The organism is Streptomyces sp. NPDC088810 (assembly GCF_044750305.1).
GTDB lineage: Bacteria > Actinomycetota > Actinomycetes > Streptomycetales > Streptomycetaceae > Streptomyces.
The window spans coordinates 27,862-47,809 of the sequence record NZ_JBIVJQ010000012.1 but is presented as its reverse complement, the minus strand read 5'-3'; the positions used below and the strand labels follow the sequence as shown (position 1 = coordinate 47,809).

At 74.0% G+C, this 19,948-nt stretch carries 15 protein-coding genes and 1 pseudogene; 12 read left to right on the top strand and 4 right to left on the bottom strand.

Features of this window, described 5'->3' with window-relative positions; all coding sequences use genetic code 11:
* Positions 1-17 precede the first annotated feature (17 nt).
* Positions 18-2,978 (top strand): AAA family ATPase, encoded by a 2,961-nt coding sequence (locus ACIP4Y_RS30950; protein ID WP_401398958.1) that lies wholly within the window; start codon positions 18-20, stop codon positions 2,976-2,978.
* On the opposite strand, the pseudogene ACIP4Y_RS30945 reads toward ACIP4Y_RS30950, so the two are convergent.
* Both ACIP4Y_RS30945 and ACIP4Y_RS30940 read right to left on the bottom strand, forming a co-directional pair.
* Positions 2,974-3,250, bottom strand: a pseudogene (locus ACIP4Y_RS30945) (glycosyl hydrolase family 95 catalytic domain-containing protein); the annotation flags it as partial. The gene ACIP4Y_RS30950 and the pseudogene ACIP4Y_RS30945 overlap by 5 nt on opposite strands.
* A gap of 584 nt (positions 3,251-3,834) precedes the next feature.
* On the bottom strand, positions 3,835-5,595 hold the full coding sequence (locus ACIP4Y_RS30940; protein ID WP_401398957.1) for a M4 family metallopeptidase: 1,761 nt from the start codon (positions 5,593-5,595) through the stop codon (positions 3,835-3,837).
* Positions 5,596-5,930: 335 nt separating this feature from the next.
* Here ACIP4Y_RS30940 and ACIP4Y_RS30935 point away from each other — a divergent pair, with 335 nt between their 5' ends.
* The 10 genes from ACIP4Y_RS30935 to ACIP4Y_RS30890 all read left to right on the top strand — a co-directional run bounded on the left by ACIP4Y_RS30935 (position 5,931) and on the right by ACIP4Y_RS30890 (position 16,577).
* Positions 5,931-7,082, top strand: coding sequence for a serine hydrolase domain-containing protein (locus tag ACIP4Y_RS30935; RefSeq protein WP_401398956.1), 1,152 nt, complete (start codon positions 5,931-5,933; stop codon positions 7,080-7,082).
* 109 nt (positions 7,083-7,191) lie between these two features.
* Positions 7,192-8,538, top strand: coding sequence for a CAP domain-containing protein (locus ACIP4Y_RS30930; protein WP_401398955.1), 1,347 nt, complete (start codon positions 7,192-7,194; stop codon positions 8,536-8,538).
* 56 nt (positions 8,539-8,594) lie between these two features.
* A complete protein-coding gene (locus ACIP4Y_RS30925) occupies positions 8,595-9,272 on the top strand; it encodes an AIM24 family protein (RefSeq protein ID WP_401398954.1) in 678 nt (225 codons plus the stop codon).
* A 151-nt stretch (positions 9,273-9,423) separates the two neighbouring features.
* Positions 9,424-10,464 (top strand): tetratricopeptide repeat protein, encoded by a 1,041-nt coding sequence (locus ACIP4Y_RS30920; RefSeq protein ID WP_401398953.1) that lies wholly within the window; start codon positions 9,424-9,426, stop codon positions 10,462-10,464.
* A complete protein-coding gene (locus tag ACIP4Y_RS30915; RefSeq protein WP_401398952.1) occupies positions 10,461-11,486 on the top strand; it encodes a polyprenyl synthetase family protein in 1,026 nt (341 codons plus the stop codon). The genes ACIP4Y_RS30920 and ACIP4Y_RS30915 overlap by 4 nt, the downstream gene beginning before the upstream one ends.
* Positions 11,487-11,578: 92 nt before the next feature.
* Entirely contained in the window at positions 11,579-12,538 is a 960-nt protein-coding gene (locus tag ACIP4Y_RS30910) for a threonine/serine dehydratase (protein ID WP_401398951.1), read from the top strand.
* Positions 12,539-12,687: 149 nt separating this feature from the next.
* A complete protein-coding gene (locus ACIP4Y_RS30905; protein ID WP_401398950.1) occupies positions 12,688-14,262 on the top strand; it encodes a serine/threonine protein kinase in 1,575 nt (524 codons plus the stop codon).
* A 50-nt stretch (positions 14,263-14,312) separates the two neighbouring features.
* Positions 14,313-15,284 (top strand): LLM class F420-dependent oxidoreductase, encoded by a 972-nt coding sequence (locus ACIP4Y_RS30900; protein WP_358644875.1) that lies wholly within the window; start codon positions 14,313-14,315, stop codon positions 15,282-15,284.
* A gap of 130 nt (positions 15,285-15,414) precedes the next feature.
* Positions 15,415-15,843: an SsgA family sporulation/cell division regulator gene (locus tag ACIP4Y_RS30895; RefSeq protein ID WP_401398949.1), complete on the top strand. Its 429-nt coding sequence runs from the start codon at positions 15,415-15,417 to the stop codon at positions 15,841-15,843.
* A gap of 83 nt (positions 15,844-15,926) precedes the next feature.
* Positions 15,927-16,577: a DUF2238 domain-containing protein gene (locus tag ACIP4Y_RS30890; protein ID WP_401398948.1), complete on the top strand. Its 651-nt coding sequence runs from the start codon at positions 15,927-15,929 to the stop codon at positions 16,575-16,577.
* Here ACIP4Y_RS30890 and ACIP4Y_RS30885 read toward each other — a convergent pair.
* Both ACIP4Y_RS30885 and ACIP4Y_RS30880 read right to left on the bottom strand, forming a co-directional pair.
* Positions 16,574-17,083 carry a DUF6328 family protein gene (locus ACIP4Y_RS30885; RefSeq protein ID WP_358644871.1) on the bottom strand — a complete coding sequence of 170 codons (510 nt, stop codon included), beginning with the start codon at positions 17,081-17,083 and terminating at the stop codon, positions 16,574-16,576. The genes ACIP4Y_RS30890 and ACIP4Y_RS30885 overlap by 4 nt on opposite strands.
* Positions 17,084-17,134: 51 nt before the next feature.
* Positions 17,135-18,118, bottom strand: coding sequence for an aldo/keto reductase (locus ACIP4Y_RS30880; protein WP_401398947.1), 984 nt, complete (start codon positions 18,116-18,118; stop codon positions 17,135-17,137).
* A 134-nt stretch (positions 18,119-18,252) separates the two neighbouring features.
* On the opposite strand from ACIP4Y_RS30880, the gene ACIP4Y_RS30875 reads away from it, so the two are divergent.
* Entirely contained in the window at positions 18,253-19,947 is a 1,695-nt protein-coding gene (locus tag ACIP4Y_RS30875; protein ID WP_401398946.1) for a cholesterol oxidase substrate-binding domain-containing protein, read from the top strand.
* Position 19,948 lies beyond the last annotated feature (1 nt).

Sequence of the window (19,948 nt, the reverse complement as noted above, 5' to 3'; positions counted from 1 at the left end):
CGTGGCAGGATGGGTCCGTGTCGCAGACCGCCTTCACCACAGCGCCGCTGATCGGCCGGGACGAGGAACTGGCCCGGCTCACGGGCGTGCTGGAGCGTGCCCGGGGCGGAGCCGCGGGAGCCGTGCTGCTCGCCGGGGACGCCGGGGTCGGCAAGACACGGCTGCTGGACGAGGTGGCCGGGCGGGCGGCGCGGGCGGGCACGACCGTGGTCACCGGGCACTGCGTGGACCTCGGGGACGTCGGCCTGCCCTATCTGCCGTTCACCGAGATCCTCGGCGTGCTCGCCGCCGACGAGCGGTTCACGGCCGTCCTGGCCGGGCATCCGGCGGCGGACCGGCTGCTGGGCGCCGGGCCGGACGCGGCCGGCGGTCCGGACGGGCGGCTCCGGCTCTTCGAGGACGTCGCCGGGCTGCTGGCCGACCTGGCCCAGATGGCCCCGCTGCTGCTCGTCCTGGAGGACCTGCACTGGGCCGACCAGTCCTCCCGGGACCTGCTGCGCTTCCTGCTCAGCCGGGGCGTGCCGCACCGGCCGGGCGGTGCACCGGAGCGGCGGCTGGCGATCCTCGCCTCCTACCGCGCCGACGACCTGCACCGCCGGCACCCGCTGCGGCCCCTGCTCGCCGAACTGGTCCGGCTGCCGGCCGTGGAACGCCTGGAGCTGCGGCCCCTGCCGGACCCAGCGGTCGCCCGGCTGGTGCGGGCGCTGGAGGACCGCCCGCTGCCCGACTCCGTCGTGCGCGGCATCGTCGCCCGCGCGGAGGGCAATGCCTTCTACGCGCAGGAGCTGCTCGCGGCCGGCGCGGGCTCGGGCGGGGTGCCCAGCGGGCTCGCCGACCTGCTGCTCATCCGGGTCGAGCAGCTGTCCGAGACCGCGCAGCAGGTGCTGCGGACCGCCGCCGTGGCCGGGCGGCGGGTGCGGCACGCGCTGCTGCGCGAGGCGGCCGGGCTGCCCGAGGAGGAGCTGGAGGCGGCCCTGCGGGAGGCCGTCGGACGCCAGCTCCTGCTCCCCGGGGACGACGGCACCTACACCTTCCGGCACGCCCTCACCCGCGAGGCGGTCTACGCCGACCTGCTGCCCGGCGAGCGGTCCCGGCTGCACGGCGCGTACGCCCGGCTGCTCGCGGCCGGCGGCCGGACCCCGGAGACCGCGGCGGAGCGCGCCCACCACTCCCGGGAGAGCCACGACCTGCCCGCGGCGCTCGGGGCCTGTGTGGAGGCCGCCGACCACGCCCGGCGGCTGGGCGCACCCGCCGAGGAGCTGCGGCACCTCGAGGCCGCCCTTGACCTGTGGCCGTCGGTGCCCGCGCCCGCCCGGCCCGCCGGGGAGGGCCTGGACCGGGTCACACTGACCCTGCGCGCCTCGGCCGCCGCGGCCCACGCCGGCGAGTTCCACCGCGCGGTCGCGCTGACCCGGGCGGCGCTCGCCGGGGTCGGCCAGGACACCGACGGCGAGCTGGCCGCCCGGGTCCGCTACACGCTGGCCGGGAACCTGCTGACCGTGGACCACCTGACGGCGGCGTTCCGCTACAGCAGCGAGGCACTGGCGATGATCCCCGCCGATCCCCCGTCCCGGACCTGGGTGTGGGCGGCGGCCACGCATGTCGCGGCGGCCCGCCAGACCGGCGAGGACGCGACCGCGCTGCGGATCGGCCGGCAGGCCCTGCGGGTCGCCGAGGAGCTGGGCGTGACCGGTGCCCAGGCCGATCTGCTGATCTCCCTGGCGGTCACGGAGGGCGGTGGCCGGCGCTGCCCGGAGGGCCGGGAGCGGCTGCGGCGGGCCCGGGAGCTGGCCCGCGCCGCCGGGAACGCGCCGGTGGAGACGCGCGCGCTGTTCCACCTGGCGATGGGCGCCTTCGAGGCCGGTGATCTGACGGAGTGCCTGCCGGTGGTGGCCGACGGCCTGGACCGGGCCCGCCGGGCCGGGCTGCTGTCCTCGGTGTATCCGCTGGAGATCCGCTACCTCCAGCTGCTGGTCCTGTACACGCTGGGCCGCTGGGACGAGTGCCTGCGCGCGGCGGCCGAGGCCGCGCCGGGGCTGCCCGGGGCGGGCGGCGCCTTCGCGGTCAGTCCCGCCCTGTACGTGGAGCTGGCCCGTGGCGAGGAGAGCGCCGTGGAGCGGGCCCGGGCGCTGCTGGAGGGGCCGTTCGACTGGATGGGCACACTGGTCGCCGGGATCGTGCTCACGGACGCTGCCGTACGGGACGGCGACCTGGAGGAGGCGGTCGCGCGGTTGCGGGAGACGGTCACGGCCCTCGGTGACGGTACGACGCGGCGGCCGGGCGTCGCGGTCCGGCTGGCCGCGCTGTGCCTGGCGGCGGTCGCCGACCGGGTCACGGAGCCGCGCCGCGCGGGCGGCACCGACCCGGACCCGGCCGGCTGGGCGGACCTCGCGGCCGAACTGGTGGAGCTGGCGCGGGTCACGGCCGGTCAGGACGAGGCCGGCCGCGTGCAGGGGCCGGAGGGGCAGGCCTGGCTGGCCCGTGCCGAGGCGGAGTGGGCGACGGTGGTGTCCGGGCCGGACCCCGCGGCCTGGGCGGAGGCGGTCGCCGCGTTCGGGTACGGCGACGGCTACGAGCAGGCACGGTGCCGGCTGCGGTACGCGCGGGCGCTGCTTGCTGTGGAGCGGCGGGCGGAGGCGGCGGAGCAGGCGCGGCTGGCCCGGGAGACGGCGGCCGGGCTGGGCGCGGCGCCGCTGCTGGAGGACGTCGACACGCTGATCCGCCGGGCCCGCCTCGGGGCCGGGGCTCCTTCCGCCGACCCGGTTCCGCTGACCGCGCGGGAGCGGGACGTCCTGCGGCTGCTCGCGCGGGGCCGCAGCAACCGGCAGATCGGCGAGGAGCTGTTCATCACCGGCAAGACGGCCAGCGTGCACGTGTCGAACATCCTCGCCAAGCTGGGCGCCGCGAGCCGTACGGAGGCGGTGGCGGTGGCCTACCGCCGGGGTCTGATCGCACCCGAGCCGGCCGGGTCGGGGTGAGGTCGGTCCAGGAGGGGAGCTGGGCCACGCAGTAGTCGGTGAACGCGTCGAAGCAGGGCGTGAGGCCCACCCGGTCGGCCATCCAGTAGTTCATCTGGAGGTTGATGTCGGTGTGGTAGTCACCCAGGGTCGGGTTCGCCGTCGCGGGCCCGCGCCCGGAGCCGCTCCCAGGTGTGGTTGCGGTGGTGGGCGGCGGCGTTCGGGGCGTAGTCGGTGCCGCCGCTCAGCACCACGGTCAGTTCCCGGCAGCCGGTGAACTCCACGTGCGATCCGGCGGTGACCGGCAGTTTGCAGGCGGCCCCGGCCAGTTCGGCCGACGGCACGTCCCGCCAGTCCAGGAAGCGGCGAGTAGCGTACGACCCCTTCGGCGGGGTCGACGTCGCCGGACACGGCGATGCCGAGGCCGGCCACGGGGGTGGCCGACTCGGCTGCGTGGGCGAGGAGTTCGTGGGCCAGAGCGGCGATCGTGGCCGGCGCGGGACCGGCGGCCTTCTCCGGCAGGGCGGCGCGACGGGCGAAGCGGACCCGGCAGCACAGGTCGGTGAGGACGGGGCGGACGGCCTTGGTCACGGCGGCCGGGGACAGGCCGGCCCGGCGGCCTGCCTCGAGGCGGGTCAGGGGGCCGTGGGAGAGGACCGCCGTGAAGACCTGGGCGGTGGCCGGCGTGTGCGCGGGGAACGTCTCGGCGTGCGGCGTCGAGCGCATGGCCGGGAACCCAAGGCGCCCTTATTTTCCGCTGTCAATAAAAGAAACAACGGCTGTGACGAAGCCTGTTGGCGCACACGCACGCCCCCGGACAGGCGGATGCCCCGCGCGAGGCGGGGCATCCGGTGGTGCGAGTGTGCTCCGGCGTCCGTCAGTGGTGGGCGCGCGGCGTGTTGGCGGCGGTGACGTTCACCGCGGTCCACGACCTGTCGACCGTCTTGTACTCGGTGCTGTTCGCGCCGTACAGGTCCTTGGCCGCCTTCAGGGTCGCGATGCGCGCCTGGTGGAAGTCGGTGGTGGAGACCATGTAGCGGGTGAGCGCACGGTAGTAGATGGCGGTCGCCTTGGTGCGGCCGATGCCCTTGACCGTGATGTTGTGGTACGTCGGCGAGTTGTAGTTGACGCCGTTGATCGTCTTCTTGCCGCTGCCCTCGGCGAGGAGGTAGTAGGCGTGGGACGAGACACCGGACCCGGCGTGCACCTCGGTGTAGTAGGTGTCCGGCGACCAGTAGTCGATGGTGCCCTCGAGCTTGTCGAGCGAGGGGTGGTCCAGGCGGCGCAGGAACTTCTGCGCGAGGCCCAGCTTCTCGCCGACCAGGTAGTCCGGGGTGTCCTTCGTGTTCTTGGCGTAGAACTCGACGTTCGAGCCGAAGATGTCCGCGAGCGACTCGTTCAGCGAGCCGGGCTCGCCGTACTGGTTGCCGTCGGAGTCGACGAAGGTCGGCTGCAGGTTGGCGGTCGCCTCGACCACGCCGTGGGTCAGCTCGTGACCGGTGACGTCGAGGACGACGAGCGGCTTCTTGAACATCTGGCCGTCGCCGTCGCCGTACAGCATGCAGTTGCAGGTCGGGTCCCAGAAGGCGTTGGCGATCTTGTTGCCCCAGTGGACCATCGCCTGCGCGGGCTTGCTGTTGTTCGCGATGCCCTTGCGCTTGAAGGTGCTCTTGTAGAAGTCGAGCGTCTTCGTGATGCCGTACTGGGCGTCGGCGGCGGCGCTGACCCGGCTGGTGGTCTTGCCGTTGCCCCACACGTTGGTGGTGTTGGTCAGCTTCGAACCGGCGCTGAACTTCTCCGTGTACGAGCCCTTGGCGTCCCGCGTCTCGGTGCCGTACCGGTTCGGGTCCTTGAGCTGGTAGTGGCCGCGCGAGGTCTGCGTGGTGGTGAGACCGACGGTGCCCACGAAGAGGGTCTTGCCGGTGCCCTTGGCGGCCGACGGGTAGGCCGCGGCACCGGTCGCGCCCGAGCCGACGAGGCCGGACGTGCTGGAGGCGGAGCCGACGCCGGTGGCCGGGTCGAGGGTTTCGCCGCGCTCGCGCAGGGCGTCGAGCAGCTTCGGCGACAGGAACTCGTCCCGGGTCGGCGTGTTGCTGCGCACCTTGCCGGTGACCGCGTCGACGACGACCGTGCGGGAGCTGTCCTTGTCGGTGACGGTGACCTGGTAGGCCAGCGCGGAGGCGCCGTCGCGGGCGTCGACCACGAGCTGGGCGCTGCCGGCGTCGCCCTTGGCGGCCTTGGCGGCCTTGGCGGCGGCCTGGCCCGCGGTCAGCTTGGCCTTGGCGGCGGCCGGCTTGACGGCGTGGTCGGCGGCGCGGGTCACGCCCGTGTAGCCGAGCCCCCGGTCGAGGTGGACGATGAGGTCGCCACCGAGCACCGGCAGGTCGTTGTGGGTGCGGACGAAGCGGACGTGACGGGCACCCTCGGGGTCGATCATGACGTCCTGCGCGTGCAGGTCGTCACCCTTCGACACACCGGTCGCCGAGGCGTGCGCGAAGGCCGCGCTGCGCGCCGCCTCCACCACCACCGCGGCGTTCGTGGCGGAGGCGGCGGACCGCTCCACCTCCGTGGAGGGACCCGCGAAGGCCGTACCGGCCAGGCCCGTGGCAGCCGTCGCCACCGCGACGGCGACCGCCACGGTGCGTATGTGCGGTCTACGCAATCTGATCAGGGTTCCTTCGTTCGAAGGCGGCCGGGGTGACCAACCGCCTTGAGGCATGGCGCAGTTGGGCGCCACGGGGGCTGGTATGGCCCCGGGGGTCAACCCTTGCGGATCAGTCATGGGCACGTAAAGCCGGAATGATCCATTTCGCGAACTTCTATGGCAATCCTTTACGAATGGGCGCCACAGAGTGATCACGACATCACCAACTGTGTGTCGACTGTGGAGACGTGACCCCGATCCCCTAGGTTCCCAGGGCGGGATGTGACCGATATCGCATCAGAAACCGAACCGATGGGAGTGGGTAGGGGATGGTCTCAGCAACGGTGGGGCGGGGAGCGGTTCTCGGAGCGGTCGCGCTGTCGCTGCTCGCGGTCCCGGCCCAGGCGGCGACCGGCGGCCCCGACACCCCGGCGGCCGCGACGCTGCCGGCGCCGGACACCGCGGGCCTGGCCGCGGTGCTGCGCTCGGCGGTGGCCCAGGGCGCGCCGGGGGCGCTGGCCCGGATCGACGACCACGGCACGACGTACCGGCTCACCCGCGGCGTCGCCGACCGCACCACCGGACGGGCCATCAGCACCGACGACCGGTTCCGGATCGGCAGCGTCACCAAGACCTTCTCCACCGTCGTGCTGCTCCAGCTCGCCGACGAGCACCGGCTCGCGCTCGACGCGCCGGTCAACCGCTATCTGCCGGGGCTGCTGCCCGACGACCGGATCACGGTACGCCAGGTGCTGAGCCACCGCAGCGGGCTGTACGACTACACGAACGACATGTTCGCCAGCAGCGTCTCCGGCTTCGAGGCGGTCCGGAAGAAAGTGTTCACCTATCGCCAGCTGGTCGCCCTCTCCCTGAAGAAGCCGCGCACCAACGCCCCGGGCGCCGCGTACTCGTACTCGAACACCAATTTCGTCGTCGCCGGGCTCCTCATCGAGAAGCTCACCGGGCAGCCGGTGAGGACGGCGTACCAGAACCGCATCATCGGGCCGCTGAAGCTGACCGACACGTTCTACGTCCACCCGGACACCGCGATCCCGGGCCGGTACGCCCGCGGGTACCTGACCCCGGACACGGCGGGCGCGCCGCTGGTCGACGCGACCGCGCAGACCGTGTCCTGGGCGCAGAGCGCGGGGGCGATCATCTCCAGCGCGCACGACCTCGACGTCTTCTACAGCGCGCTGCTCGGGGGGAAGCTGATGTCCGCGGCGCGGCTCGCGGAGATGGAGCGCTTCACCAAGGTGAACAGCACCACGGCGTACGGGCTCGGACTGCGGCGGCGTGACCTGACCTGCGGGGTGTCGGTGTACGGGCACACGGGGGCGGTACAGGGGTACTACACGTACGCGTTCAGCACGAAGGACGGTGGGCGGAGTCTCACGGCCGTGGCCAACACGTCGAACAACGGCAAGGTGCTGGACACGCTGGCCGGTGCGCTGGAGTCCGCGTTCTGCGGGAAGAGATAGGGCTGGGCAGCGCCGTTGTCGAGTGCCGGCGCGTCGGAGCCGAGTTCCCCGCGCCCCTTGAGGTCGGCCTGCGGGAACCTCCGGACACGTGGCCGGCGTTGTACCGAGCATGGGCGAACTCGTTCCCGGGGGCAATGTGCCCTTGCCGCGAGGTCCGGTACGGCTTCGGGTGGCCGGTGCCTTCGACCTGTCCGCTCTGGTCACCGGGTCCGACGGGAAGGTCGGCGGGGACGCCGACTTCGTCTTCTACAACCAGCCCGAGGCGCCCGGTGTCCGGCTGCGCGGGGACACGCTGGCCGTCGATCCGGGCCGGCTGCGAGCCGGTGCCTGCCGGGTCACGGTCGTGGTCAGCGCGGCCGAGCCCGGCACCCCCCTCGGCCGGCTGCCCGCGCCCCGGCTCCACGTCACCGACCACCTGGGCCGTCCGGTGGCCGGGTTCGCGCCGTCACGGCCCGGCACGGAGACCGTGCTGCTCCTCGCCGAGCTGTATCTCCGTCCGGGCACCGGCTGGAAGCTGCGGGCGCTGGGGCAGGGGTACGCCGACGGGCTGGCGGGTCTCGCCCGGGACTTCGGGGTGGACATATCCGACGTCGGCGGGCAGACGGCGGCGCCGCCATCGGTGCCGCCCGCCCGCCTCCGCCCGCGCCGCCCCGCGCCACAGCGCGCCGTCCGCCCCGGCGCCTGTCCCGCCCCCGCCGACTTCACCGGCCTGGTCAACGCCGCCCGCGCCCGCGCCGGTTCCCCGCCCGTCGTACCGGACCCGCGGCTGGACTCCGCCGCGCGGGCGCACGCCCGGGCCATGGCGGACGCGGGACGGCTCGGCGCGGCGGGGCGGGACGGGGTGCCGGTGTACCGGCGGATCTCGGCCGCCGGTTACGCGTACCTGACCGTCGGCGAGCATCTCGTCTCCGGGCCGCGCACCCCGGCCGCGTTCGTGGACTACTGCCTGGGCTCGGCACAGGCCCGGCGCACCCTGCTTGATCCGGCGTTCCGGCATGCCGTACTGGCCCACGCCGACGCGGGCGACCGGTACTGGACCGCACTGTGGGCCGCTCCGCTCACCCCGGACGGGCTGGCGCACACGGCCGCCGAGGTCGTCGCCCTCACCAACGCCGAACGCGGCCGGGCCGGGCTGCCCCCGCTGGCCGCCGACCCGCTGCTGACAGCCGCCGCCCAGGGGCACTGTGCCGACATGGTGGCCCGGGACTTCTACGCGCACACGTCCCCCGACGGCGGCCGGCCCTGGGACCGGGCCGCCGCTGCGGGATACCGGCGACGCACGATCGGCGAGAACATCGCCTGCGGCCAGCGCTCCCCCGCCGAGGTCGTGGACGGCTGGATGAACAGCCCCGGGCATCGCGCCAACATCCTCAAGCGTGACTTCACGCACATCGGCGTCGGCTTCACCGGCGGCGGCCGGGCGGGCACGTACTGGACCCAGCTGTTCGGTGGCTGAACCGGTACCGTCCGTGATCTTGGCGGAATGCCCTCGTCCGGGACACCATGCCCCACATGAAGGGTGATCTCTTTTCCAGTCAGCACGTGGTGCAGCCGGCCGCGGCGCCGGGCATGTCCGTCGAGAACGCCAAGTGCATCAAGTACGCGGTGAACGGCGAGATGTACGCCCGGCAGGGCGCGATGGTCGCCTACCGCGGCGACCTCACGTTCGAGCGCAAGGGGCAGGGCGTCGGCGGCATGCTCAAGCGTGCGGTCACCGGTGAGGGGCTGCCCCTCATGGCGGTGCGCGGGCAGGGCGAGGCCTGGTTCGCGCACGAGGCGCAGAACTGCTTCATCGTCGAGGTCGAGCCCGGTGACCAGTTCACCGTCAACGGCCGCAACGTCCTGTGTTTCGACGCCTCGCTGGCGTACGAGATCAAGACGGTGAAGGGGTCCGGCATCGCCGGCGGCGGCCTGTTCAACAGCGTGTTCAGCGGGCAGGGCCGGCTCGGCCTGGTCTGCGACGGCAACCCGCTGGTCATCCCGGTGTCCGCGCAGGCGCCGGTGTACGTCGACACCGACGCGGTGGTGGGCTGGACGGCGCACCTGCAGACCTCGCTGCACCGCTCGCAGTCCATCGGTTCGATGCTGCGCGGCGGTTCGGGCGAAGCCGTGCAGCTGATGCTCCAGGGCGAGGGGTTCGTCGTGGTGCGGCCGAGCGAGCTGACGCCCCAGAAGGCCCAGCAGCACTGAACCTTCACATGTGATCCGTGCCCCCGGGCAACCCCCGCCGCCGTACCGGCGTCTTGATCAACGACAGACCGGGCCCCGGCCCCTCGGGCCGGGGCATATTTCCGAGACGCTATACACGACATGTATACACTCCGTGTATAGAAGGGTACGCATGTACGGCAAGGCTTTCGCCCCGGAGTACCAGGGCGCCCTGACCACCCTGTCCGTGAACTCCTCGCTGGCCGATGTGCTGGCCGAGGGCACCGAGCGGCTGCGCGAGGCCGAGCGGGCCGGACGCCCCGGCGAGGCGGCGCGCTGCGGGCTCGCCGTCGCCGAGGCACACCGGCGGCTCGGCCATGTGCACGAGGCCGACCGGGCCTGGAAGGCGAGCTACCGCGCCGCCCGCGAGGCCGGCGACACCGCCGCCATGGCGTGGGCGATGTGGAGCGGGGGCACCCTGGCCCGGCAGCGCGGGGCGTTCCCGCTGGCGTGGCGGCTGCTGGGGCTCGCGGCCGAACTCGGCGAGCGCGGCGGGGACGTGGTCGTGCGCGGCTACTCGCTGGCCGGCCTCGCGGAGACCGGCCGGATCCAGGGCGACTACGCGGCCGTCGGCCGGCTGCACGAGCAGCTGCTGGCCGAGGCCCGCAAGCGGGGCGAGGCCCGGCACACGGTGTGGGCCCTGGAGGGCATCGCCCAGATGCACCGCAACACCGGGGACTACGACAGGGCGTACGCCCTGTTCCAGGAGGCGGCGGAGATAGCCGGCCGGGCCGACGACCGGCGCGGCCACGCCTGGGCGCTGCGCGGGCTCGCGGACGTGCTGTCGGTGCGCGACGGCGCCACCGAGCGGGCGCTGGAGCTGCTGGCCGAGGCCGAGGAGACCTGCCGGGAGATGAACCTCTCCAGCGCCCTCGCCTACAACCACAAGATGCAGGGCAACGTGCTGTACCGGGCGGGCCGTTACGCCGAGGCCCGCGACCGGTACGAGCTGGCGCTGACGGAGTTCCGGGCGATGAGCGAACCCCGCGGTGAGGCGCTGTCCCGGCTGGGTCTCGCCAAGTCCCTCGCCCGGCTCGGCCGCGACCGGGCCGAGACCGCCGCCGAACTCGCCGACCTGGCCCGGACGCTGGAGCGCAGCGGGCTGCGCCACGCGCGGGAGATGGTGGCCCGGGCCCAGCGGGAGTTCGGCCTCGACGCGGAGGCCGTACGGTGACGGCGCCCGTCTCACCGGTGCGGGAGTCCGCCCGGCACGTCCTCGTCCGGTGCCGCGAACTGGTGCGGCCGGAGCTGCGGGCGGCGGTGGGCCGGCTGCACCCCTGGGTGGCCGAGATGGCCGCATACTCCTTCGGCTGGTGCGAGGTCGGCGGGGCGCCCGCCGGCGCGCCGGGCGGCAAGGGCGTACGGCAGGCGCTCGCGGTCCTCGGCGCCGAGGCGGCGGGCGCCGACGGCCGGGCCGGGGTCCCGGCGGCCGTCGCCGTGGAGCTGGTGCACGCCTTCTCGCTCTTGCACGACGACATCATGGACGGCGACGCGACCCGGCGCAGCCGCCCTGCCGTCTGGCAGGCCTACGGCACGGGTCCGGCCGTACTGGCCGGAGACGCCCTGTTCGCTCTGGCGGTGGACACCCTCGCCGCCGCGCCCGAGGCACCCGGCGCGCTACGACTGCTCTCGGCGGCCCTCGCCGACCTGGTGCGCGGACAGGCCGACGACCTGCTGTTCGCGACCCGGCCCTGGACCGGTCCGGAGCGGGTGACGGTGCGGGAGTACGAGGCGATGGCCGAGGGCAAGACCGGCGCGCTGCTGGGCTGCGCCGCCGCGCTGGGCGCCACGCTCGGCGGCGCCCCCCGGGACACGGCCGTCGCCCTGGACCGGGCGGGCCGGCATCTCGGGGTCGCCTTCCAGCTGGTCGACGACGTGCTCGGCATCTGGGGCGAGCCGGCCGTCACCGGAAAGCCCGTCGGCGGTGATCTGCGGGAAGGGAAGAAGACGTTCCCGGTGCTGGCCGCGCTCGGCTCCCCGGCGGCCCGGCAGCTGCCCGCGCTGCTCGGGTCCGCCGAGCACGCCGAGGAGGCCGCCGCGCTGATCGAGGCGGCGGGTGGCCGTACGGCGGCCCTGGCCGAGGCACGCGCCCACACGGCCGCCGCACGGGAGCTGCTCGCCGCCGCACCCCTGGCCGCCGGGGCCGCCGAGGAGCTGACGGGGCTGCTGGACCTGCTGGTGGGCCGCGCGCTGTAACCATGATCGGAAACGCCGTTGACCGACGGCGTCCCGGCGGGCCAAGGTGCGAACGGCGCGGTTCCCGACCCGCGCAGGGAAGGTGGAGCACCGTGATCGACCTCGCGGACATCGAGACCGCCGCACAGCGGATCGCCGGACACGTCGTCCGGACACCGACGGTGCCGAGCCCCGGCCTGAGCGCACTGCTCGGCGTCCCGGTCACCGCCAAGCTCGAACTGCTCCAGCGCACCGGCTCGTTCAAGGCCCGCGGGGCCACCGCCAAACTGCTGTCGCTCAGCGAGGCCGAGCGGGCGGCGGGCGTGGTCGCGGTCAGCGGCGGCAACCACGGGATCGCGCTCGCGGTGATGGCGGCGGCCCTCGATGTGAAGGCGACCGTGGTGATGCCGCGCACCGCGCCCGCGCGCTCCATCGCGCTCGCCGAGGACGCGGGGGCGTCGGTGCGGCTGACGGACGGCATGGACAGCGCCTTCCGGCTGGTGACCCGGTTGCGGGACGAGGGCCTGACACTGGTCCACCCGTTCGACGACCCTGTGGTCATCGCCGGGCAGGGCACGGTGGGGCTGGAGCTGGCCGAGGACGCCGGGGAGCTGACCGATGTCGTCGTCAGCGTGGGCGGCGGCGGTCTGATCGCCGGTGTCGCGGCCGCCCTGCGCGCCCTGCGGCCCGAGGTGCGCGTGTGGGGCGTGGAGACCGCGGGCGCCGAGGCGATGTCCGGGGCGCTGAAGGCCGGCGGTCCGGCGCCGGTGCCGCTGTCCTCCCTGGTCACCACGTTGAGCGCGCCCTCGGTGTCGCAGCTGACGTACGACCATGTGTCCGCGCTGGTCGAGGAGGTCCTGGTGGTCCCGGACCGGGACGCGGTGCAGGGCTGTCTGGACCTCGCCGAGCACGCCAAGGTGTGGGCCGAGCCGGCCGCCGGCTGTCTGCTGCCGGCGGCCCGGCAGGTGGTGGCGCGGGCCGGCGCCGCCGCCCGGCTCGGGCTCGTGGTGTGCGGCGGGAACACCACGCCCGGGGAACTCGTCGGCTGGGCCGGCTCCTTCGGGCTGCTGTGAGCCGGGGTGGCATCCCGGCATCGCAAGCACCTTCGAACGTTTGAATAAAAGGCAAGAAGGGGCCTGAGTTGAGGATTCTTTGAACGCACCCCCGCGCGCCCCGCGTACTTCCGGGAAAGACGAGGCAGGGCTTTCAGCGAGGGAAGACCATGGTCAAGGGGCACGTCTCCGCACACGAGTTGGTCGCCGGCCGGTACCGGCTCCTGGAGGTCTTCGCCCGCGAGACGAACCGCCAGTGGTGGTACGCCGAGGACGTGACCGCGCAACAGCCCCGCCTGGTGGCGCAGACCGCCCTGCCCGAACCCGGTACGGAGGACACCGCGCGCCGCGTCACGGCCCGGGTCGTCCGCACGTCGGAGACCATGCGGCTGCTGCGCCCGGGCCAGATCGCCGCGGTCGTGGACGCCGTGGTGGAGGCGGGCACCCTGTGGACGGTCACCGAGTGGATCGACGGCACGCCGCTGGGCGAACTCCTCGCCGAGGAAGGCTCGTTCCACCCGGTGCGGGCGGCCCGGCTCGGCCTCGAGCTGCTGGACGTGCTGCAGGCCGCGCACGACGAGGGCATCACGCACGGGGAGCTGAGCCCCGGTCAGGTCTTCGTGCGGGACGGCGGCCCGGTCGTCGTCACCGGGTTCGGCCTGGCGGGCGCGACCCTGGTCCCGCGGCTCACGGCACCGTCGTACGCCTCCCCGGAGCAGGCCCGCGACGAACGCATCGGCCCGGCCGCCGACCTGTGGGCGCTGGGCGCGCTGCTGTACACGATGGTCGAGGGCCGGCCGCCGTTCCGGGACCGCGGCCGGCCCGACGCCACGCTGAAGGCGGTGGACCGGCTGCCGCTGCGCACCCCGCTGCGCGCCGGCCCGCTCACCCGGGCCGTACAGGGGCTGCTGCGGAAGGACGCGCGCGAGCGGCTGTCCCGGCCGGTGGTCCGGGAGGCGCTGACCCGGGCGCTGAGCGAGGACACCGACGCGGACCGGGAGCCGGCCCCCACGCCCCGGCTGCGCGGTGCCTACCGGGGCGTACGGCCGGCCGGGCCGCTGCGGAGCAGGCGGGCGGCGGCGGTCGGCGCCACGCTGGCACTGGTCACGGTGGCCGCGGCGGTGCTGGCCGCGACCGGCGCGCTGTCCGGCACGGACACGGCCGCGGCGCCGCCCCGGGCCAGCGCCCCGGCCACCCCCGCCGACCGGCACACCGGCGCCGGCACCCCGACCGCCTCCGCGCCGCCCGCCACGCCGAGCGCCCCGGCCTCCCCCGCCCTGCCGGCCGGCTACCGCGGGTACAGCGCCCCCGAGGGCTTCTCGGTGGCGCTGCCAGACGGCTGGAAGCGGCTGGCCACCTCCCGGGTGTCCGACCTCGCCTACCGCGTCACCTTCGGCCGGGGCGGCGACTCGCCCACCCTCGCCGTCACCTACAGCGAGCGGGTGGGCCCCGACCCGGTCGCCGTCTGGCGGGACGACGTCGAGCCCGGGCTGGCCCGGCTGCCCGGCTACCGCCGGGTGGGTGCCGTACGGGCCGCCACCTACCAGGGGCGCAGGGCCGCCGACCTGGAGTGGCTCGCGGGGTCCGGGGACGCGCGGACGCACACCTTCGGGCGGGGCTTCCTGCTCGGCGGGACGCGGGGTTTCTCCCTGCGCTTCACCACCCCGGCCGCGACGTGGGACGACACCGCCAACCGGCTGGCACTGAAGACGTTCCTGGCGACGTTCCGGCCGCCGAAGGGCTGAGCCGTGCCCGCGGGCCGTTTTCGGGCCGCCGAGCCGGGGACTCGCTTTCTATGGTGCAAATCGGATACACGATGATGACCGAGCAGACGGGTCCCCGGGACCTGGTGGACCACGTGGTGCGCGCCGAGGAGGTCGGTTTCGACTTCTCGGTGATCTCCGACCACTACTTCCCGTGGCTGCGCTCGCAGGGGCACGCCTCGTACGCGTGGAGCGTGCTGGGTGCCGCCGCCCAGGCCACCTCGCGGATCCCCCTGATGACCTATGTCACCTGCCCCATCCTGCGCTACCACCCGGCGATCGTGGCGCAGAAGGCCGCGACCGTCCAGCTGCTCTCGGAGGGCAGGTTCCGGCTCGGCCTCGGGGCCGGCGAGAACCTCAACGAGCATGTCGTGGGCGGCGGCTGGCCCCCGGTCGACGTCCGCCACGAGATGCTCGAAGAGGCGGTGCAGATCATCCGCGCGCTGTTCGAGGGCGGCCATGTCACCCATCACGGGCAGCACTACGACGTGGAGTCGGCCCGGCTGTGGGACCTGCCGGAGCAGGCGCCGCCGATCGGCATCGCCGTCTCCGGCGAGCAGTCCTGCAAGCTCGCCGGCCAGCTCGCCGACCTGGTGATCGCGACCGAGCCGAAGGCGGGCCTGCTCGAGGCCTTCGACCGCCACGGCGGCAGCGGCAAGCCCCGGGTGGGCCAGCTGCCGGTCTGCTACGACCCCGACCGGGACACGGCGATCAGGCGCGCCCACTCCCAGTTCCGCTGGTTCGGACTGGGCTGGAAGGTGAACGCCGAACTGCCCCACCCGGACTCCTTCGAGGCCGCGACCCAGTTCGTCACCGAGGACGACGTCGCCTCCGCCATTCCGTGCGGTGACGACCCCGACGCCTTCGTGGAGGCCGTACGGCCCTACGCCGAAGCCGGGTTCGGGGAGGTCGCCCTGGTGCAGATCGGCGGGGACTCGCAGCCGGAGTTCCTGGACTGGTCGGCGAAGACCCTGCTGCCGGCGCTGCGGGAGGCGTTCGCCTGACGGGCCGCTGTCCGGCCCCGTGGCCCGCGGGCGCCCGCGGGGTTCAGGGGAATCAGTCACTTGGGTGAGCATCTCGGGCACTTCGGGGGTACTAGAGGGCCCTACGCCGATTGTTGCCGGAGGCCCCCGCGTGAACTCGTTCGTGCACAAGACCCTGGTGGTGCAGCTCCTGTCACAGGGCACCGGCCGGTGTCCGGTGCTTGCCCACCTCAGCTACGACGCCGACGACCCGTTCGCCGTCAGCGCCGTCTTCGCCCACGACGGCCGGGTGCTGGCCTGCTGGCGGCTGGACCGGCAGATGCTGAGCGACGGGCTGGCCCGGCCGGTCGGGGTCGGTGACGTGCGGATGCGGCCGGAGGCCACCGGGCCCTGGCACGAGCTGCGCCTGGAGTTCCTCGGGGACACCCGGCCGGACGGCGGCCGGCACCACGCGGTGGTGTTCGCCTGGGCTCCCGCGGTCGCCGCGTTCCTGCGCGAGACCTACAAGGTCGTCCCGGCGGGGCGGGAGCGCTTCCCGGCGGACGAGCTGCTGGCGGAGATCCTCTCCACGGCTGAGTAGCCGTACTCATGCCCGCGACCGGCGCCGGGCCACACGATGGGGCTCCTACGACACCGAGGCCGTCCTCAGGCAAGGAGCCCGCCGTGACCGCAGTGCACCCCGCCCCGCTCCGCGCGGCGCGCCGCGTACCGCCCGCCCTCTTCGCCGGTGTGGTGGCCGCCGGGCTGGCCGTGTCGGCATGGGGCGCACGCGACCGCACCACCTGGTTCCTGGAGACGGTGTGGGCGCTGGTGGGCCTGCCGCTGGTGGTGCTGGCCTGGCGGCGCTTCCCGCTGACGGGGCTGCTGTGCGGGCTGCTGACCGTGCACGCGCTGGTCCTCGCGCTCGGCGGTCACTACACCTACGCGGAGGTACCGGCGGGCGACTGGGTGCGCGACACCCTCGGCCTGGACCGCAATCCCTACGACCGCTTCGGCCACCTGATGCAGGGCTTCGTCCCGGCCGTGCTGGTGCGGGAACTGCTCAGCCGCACCTCACCGTTGCGCGGCAGCCGCTGGCTGGTGCCGCTCACCGTGTGCGCCTGTCTGGCCTTCAGCGCCTGCTTCGAGCTGCTGGAGTGGCTGGCGGCCGAGATCGGCGGACACGGCGCGGACGCGTTCCTCGCCACCCAGGGCGATGTGTGGGACACCCAGTGGGACATGTGCTGCGCACTGATCGGGGCGGTGCTGTCCGTGCTGCTGCTCAGCAGGGTGCACGACCGACAGCTGAGGGCCCTGGCCGCCCGCCGCGACTAGGACCTGTCGCCCTGGCGGTCCGTCCGGGACGTGTGCCGGCGGCGGGCCCACAGGGGCAGGCCGTACCAGCACAGCAGGTACCAGGCGACGACGGCCGCCACCAGGTACGGCACATAGCTGTCGTGGGTGGCCACCCGCAGGATGAGCAGCAGGGACGACGTCATCGTGGCGAGCAGCAGGACCAGGCCGACGAAGGTCATCCGGGACGCCAGCTTCACCGCCTGCGGCTTGACCCGGCGGCCGGAGACCAGGCGGTGCAGGGACACCGGTCCGATGAGGGCGCCGGTCGCGCAGGCGCCCAGGACGACGGTCACGATGTAGATGGCCTGGTCGATGGTGGTGAGCTGCGTGTACTTCGGCTGGAAGACGACGGTCAGCAGAAAACCGAAGAGGATCTGCACCCCCGTCTGCGCCACCCGGACCTCCTGGATGAGCTCGCCCCACATCCGGTCGGCCCGCTCCTCCTCGGTCTCGTTCCGTCCTCTGCGCCGTCCTGCCTCCGTCATGCCGTTGCGTGTAACCGCCCGGCCGTCCCTTCAAACGGTCCGCGTGCGCGGCTACCAGCGGTGCTCCACCTGGTCCTTGATCCGGCGTTCGTACAGCTCGCGGATCGCGGTGAGGGTCTCTTGCGGCAGCGGCGGCAGCTTGGCCGCGGCGGCGTTGGCGCGGGCCTGCTCCGGGTTGCGGGCGCCGGGGATCACCGTGGTCACACCGTCCTGCTCGATGATCCAGCGCAGCGCCAGCTGGGCCGGGGTGTACCCCTGCGGGGCGAGCGCGGCGAACTCGGCGGCGGCCTCGACCCCGGTCCCGTAGTCGACGCCGGAGAACGTCTCGCCCTGGTCGAAGGCCTCGCCGTGCCGGTTGAAGGTGCGGTGGTCGTCGGCCGCGAACACCGTGTCCTTCGTGTACTTGCCGGACAGCAGCCCGGAGGCGAGGGGTACGCGCGCGATGATGCCGACGCCGGCCGCGCGGGCGGCGGGCAGCACCTCGTACAGTGGCTTCATGCGGAACGGGTTGAGGATGATCTGCACGCTCGCCACGTGCGGCCGGGCGATCGCGGTGAGCGCCTCGGCGCAGGTCTCGACGCTCACGCCGTACGCGGCGACGCGCTCCTCCTCGACCAGGGTGTCCAGGGCGTCGAACACCGCGTCGGAGGAGTAGACCGGGGTGGGCGGGCAGTGCAGCTGCACCAGGTCGATCCGGTCGACGCCGAGGTTGCGGCGCGAGCGGTCGTTCCAGGCGCGGAAGTTGTCCAGCACGTAGTTCTCGGGGACCTGCTCGACCCGGCGGCCCATCTTGGTGGCCACCAGCACGTGCAGATCGGGGCGTCCGCGCAGGAACGAGGCGATGGTGCCCTCACTGCGTCCGTCGCCGTACACGTCGGCCGTGTCGAAGAAGGTGACCCCGGCCTCGGCCGCCGCCTCCAGGACGGACAGGGCCTCCTTGTCGTCCACGGCGCCCCAGTCGGCGCCCAGCTGCCATGTGCCGAGGCCGACCACCGATGCCCACTGGCCCGACCTGCCGATCACGCGTTCGTCCATGGCGTCAGTCTGTCATCCGGTACGGCTCCGCCGCGCCCCGCGGAATGCACCGCTCCGCCCGCGGACCTCACCCGGACGGGTGAGACACGTCGACGGACGGCGGACGTCGTACGGGCAGCCCCTAGCGTGACCGCGTGAACGATCGTGCAGTGAACCGCCGTGTGCTGCTGCGCACCGGCGCCGTGCTGGCCGCCGCACCGGTGCTCGTCGCGGCGGATCCCGCCGTGGCCGCGGCCGAACTCCCCGGGTTCCCGGACCGGGTGACGCTCTACCGCACGGCCTACCGCAACTGGGTGGGCGAGATCACCGCCGCGGGACTGTGGGCCTGCGCCCCGGACAGCCCGGAACAGCTGCTCGCGGTCGTGAACTGGGCCTGGCGCCACGGCTGGCGGGTCCGCGCCCGGGGCTGCTCGCACGGCTGGTCGCCGCTCACGGTCACCGAGGGGACGAGCGCCGCCACCCGAGTCCTGCTCGTCGACACCACGCGCCGCCTGACGGGCCTCGCACGGGAGTCAGCCACGGCGGTCCGCGCCGGCGCCGGCGTCACCCTGGAGGCCCTGCTCGCCTTCCTGGAGAAGCACGGTCTGGGGCTGACCGCGACCCCCGCGCCCGGCGACCTGAGCCTGGGCGGCGCGCTGGCGATCGACGCGCACGGCACCGCCGTACCGGCCGACGGCGAACACCCGCCGCCCGGTGGCATGTACGGGTCGCTCAGCAACCGGGTGCTGGAGCTGACGGCGGTGGTGTGGGACGCGGACAGCGGGGCCTATGTGCTGCGCACGTTCCGCCGTGACGAGGCTGACTGCGCCGCGCTGCTGACCCACCTCGGCCGGTCCTTCGTCACCGAGGTGGTGCTGCGGGCCGGCCCGGACAGCAGTCTGCGCTGCGTCAGCCGTACCGACGTCCCGGCCCGCGAGCTGTTCGCGGCACCCGGTTCCGGCGGGCGCACCCTGGAGTCCTTCCTGCGCCGCTCGGGCCGGGTGGAGGCGATCTGGTTCGCCTTCACCGAGTTCCCGTGGCTGAAGGAATGGAGCGTGGCCCCGGTCCGGCCGGCCGGCTCCCGGCACGTCACCTCGCCGTACAACTACCCGTTCTCCGACCGCGTCCCGGAGCCGGTCGCCGATCTGGTGGGACGGCTCGTCGCCGGCGCGGCCTGGTACCTGGCGCCGGTGCTGGGTGCGGCGCAGCTCCAGGTGGCCCGCTTCGGCCTGGCCGCGACGGCGTCGGCCGACCTGTGGGGGCCGTCGAAGAACACGCTGCTGTACCTGCGGCCGACCACGCTGCGGGTGACGGCGAACGGGTACGCGGTGCTCACCTCGCGGGCCGGGGTGCAGCGGGTGGTGCACGAGTTCACCCGGTACTACCGGGAGCGGCTCGCCGCCTACGCGGCCCGCGGCCGTTTCCCGGTCAACGGCTCGGTGGAGATCCGGGTGACGGGCCTCGACGACCCGGCCGAGACGGGCGTCCGGGGCGCGCGCGCCCCGCTGCTGTCCGCGCTGCGGCCGAGCGCGGCACACCCCGAGTGGGACACCGCGGTCTGGCTGGACGTGCTGACCCTGCCGGGCACGCCGTACGCCGAGGCGTTCCTGAGCGAGCTGGAGGACTTCCTGCTCGGCCGCTACGACGGCGGGTACGCGCTCGCGCGTGTGGAGTGGTCGAAGGGCTGGGGCTACACCGCCGACGCGGCCTGGAGCGACGCACGGGTGCTCGGTACGGCCGTGCCGGGTTCGTTCGGCGCGGACGTGTGGGGGCGGGCGGTCGCCGTCCTCGACCGTCTCGACCCGCACCGGGTGTTCGGGAACGGCTTCCTCGACCGGCTTTTGCGGTGAC

Coding starts and splice junctions, on each gene's coding strand:
- ACIP4Y_RS30905 (WP_401398950.1), top strand. CDS start 12,688: ATGGTCAAGGGGCACGTCTCCGCACACGAGTTGGTCGCCGGCCGGTAC.
- ACIP4Y_RS30880 (WP_401398947.1), bottom strand. CDS start 18,118: ATGGACGAACGCGTGATCGGCAGGTCGGGCCAGTGGGCATCGGTGGTC.
- ACIP4Y_RS30935 (WP_401398956.1), top strand. CDS start 5,931: ATGGTCTCAGCAACGGTGGGGCGGGGAGCGGTTCTCGGAGCGGTCGCG.
- ACIP4Y_RS30930 (WP_401398955.1), top strand. CDS start 7,192: ATGGGCGAACTCGTTCCCGGGGGCAATGTGCCCTTGCCGCGAGGTCCG.
- ACIP4Y_RS30885 (WP_358644871.1), bottom strand. CDS start 17,083: ATGACGGAGGCAGGACGGCGCAGAGGACGGAACGAGACCGAGGAGGAG.
- ACIP4Y_RS30925 (WP_401398954.1), top strand. CDS start 8,595: ATGAAGGGTGATCTCTTTTCCAGTCAGCACGTGGTGCAGCCGGCCGCG.
- ACIP4Y_RS30900 (WP_358644875.1), top strand. CDS start 14,313: ATGGTGCAAATCGGATACACGATGATGACCGAGCAGACGGGTCCCCGG.
- ACIP4Y_RS30920 (WP_401398953.1), top strand. CDS start 9,424: ATGTACGGCAAGGCTTTCGCCCCGGAGTACCAGGGCGCCCTGACCACC.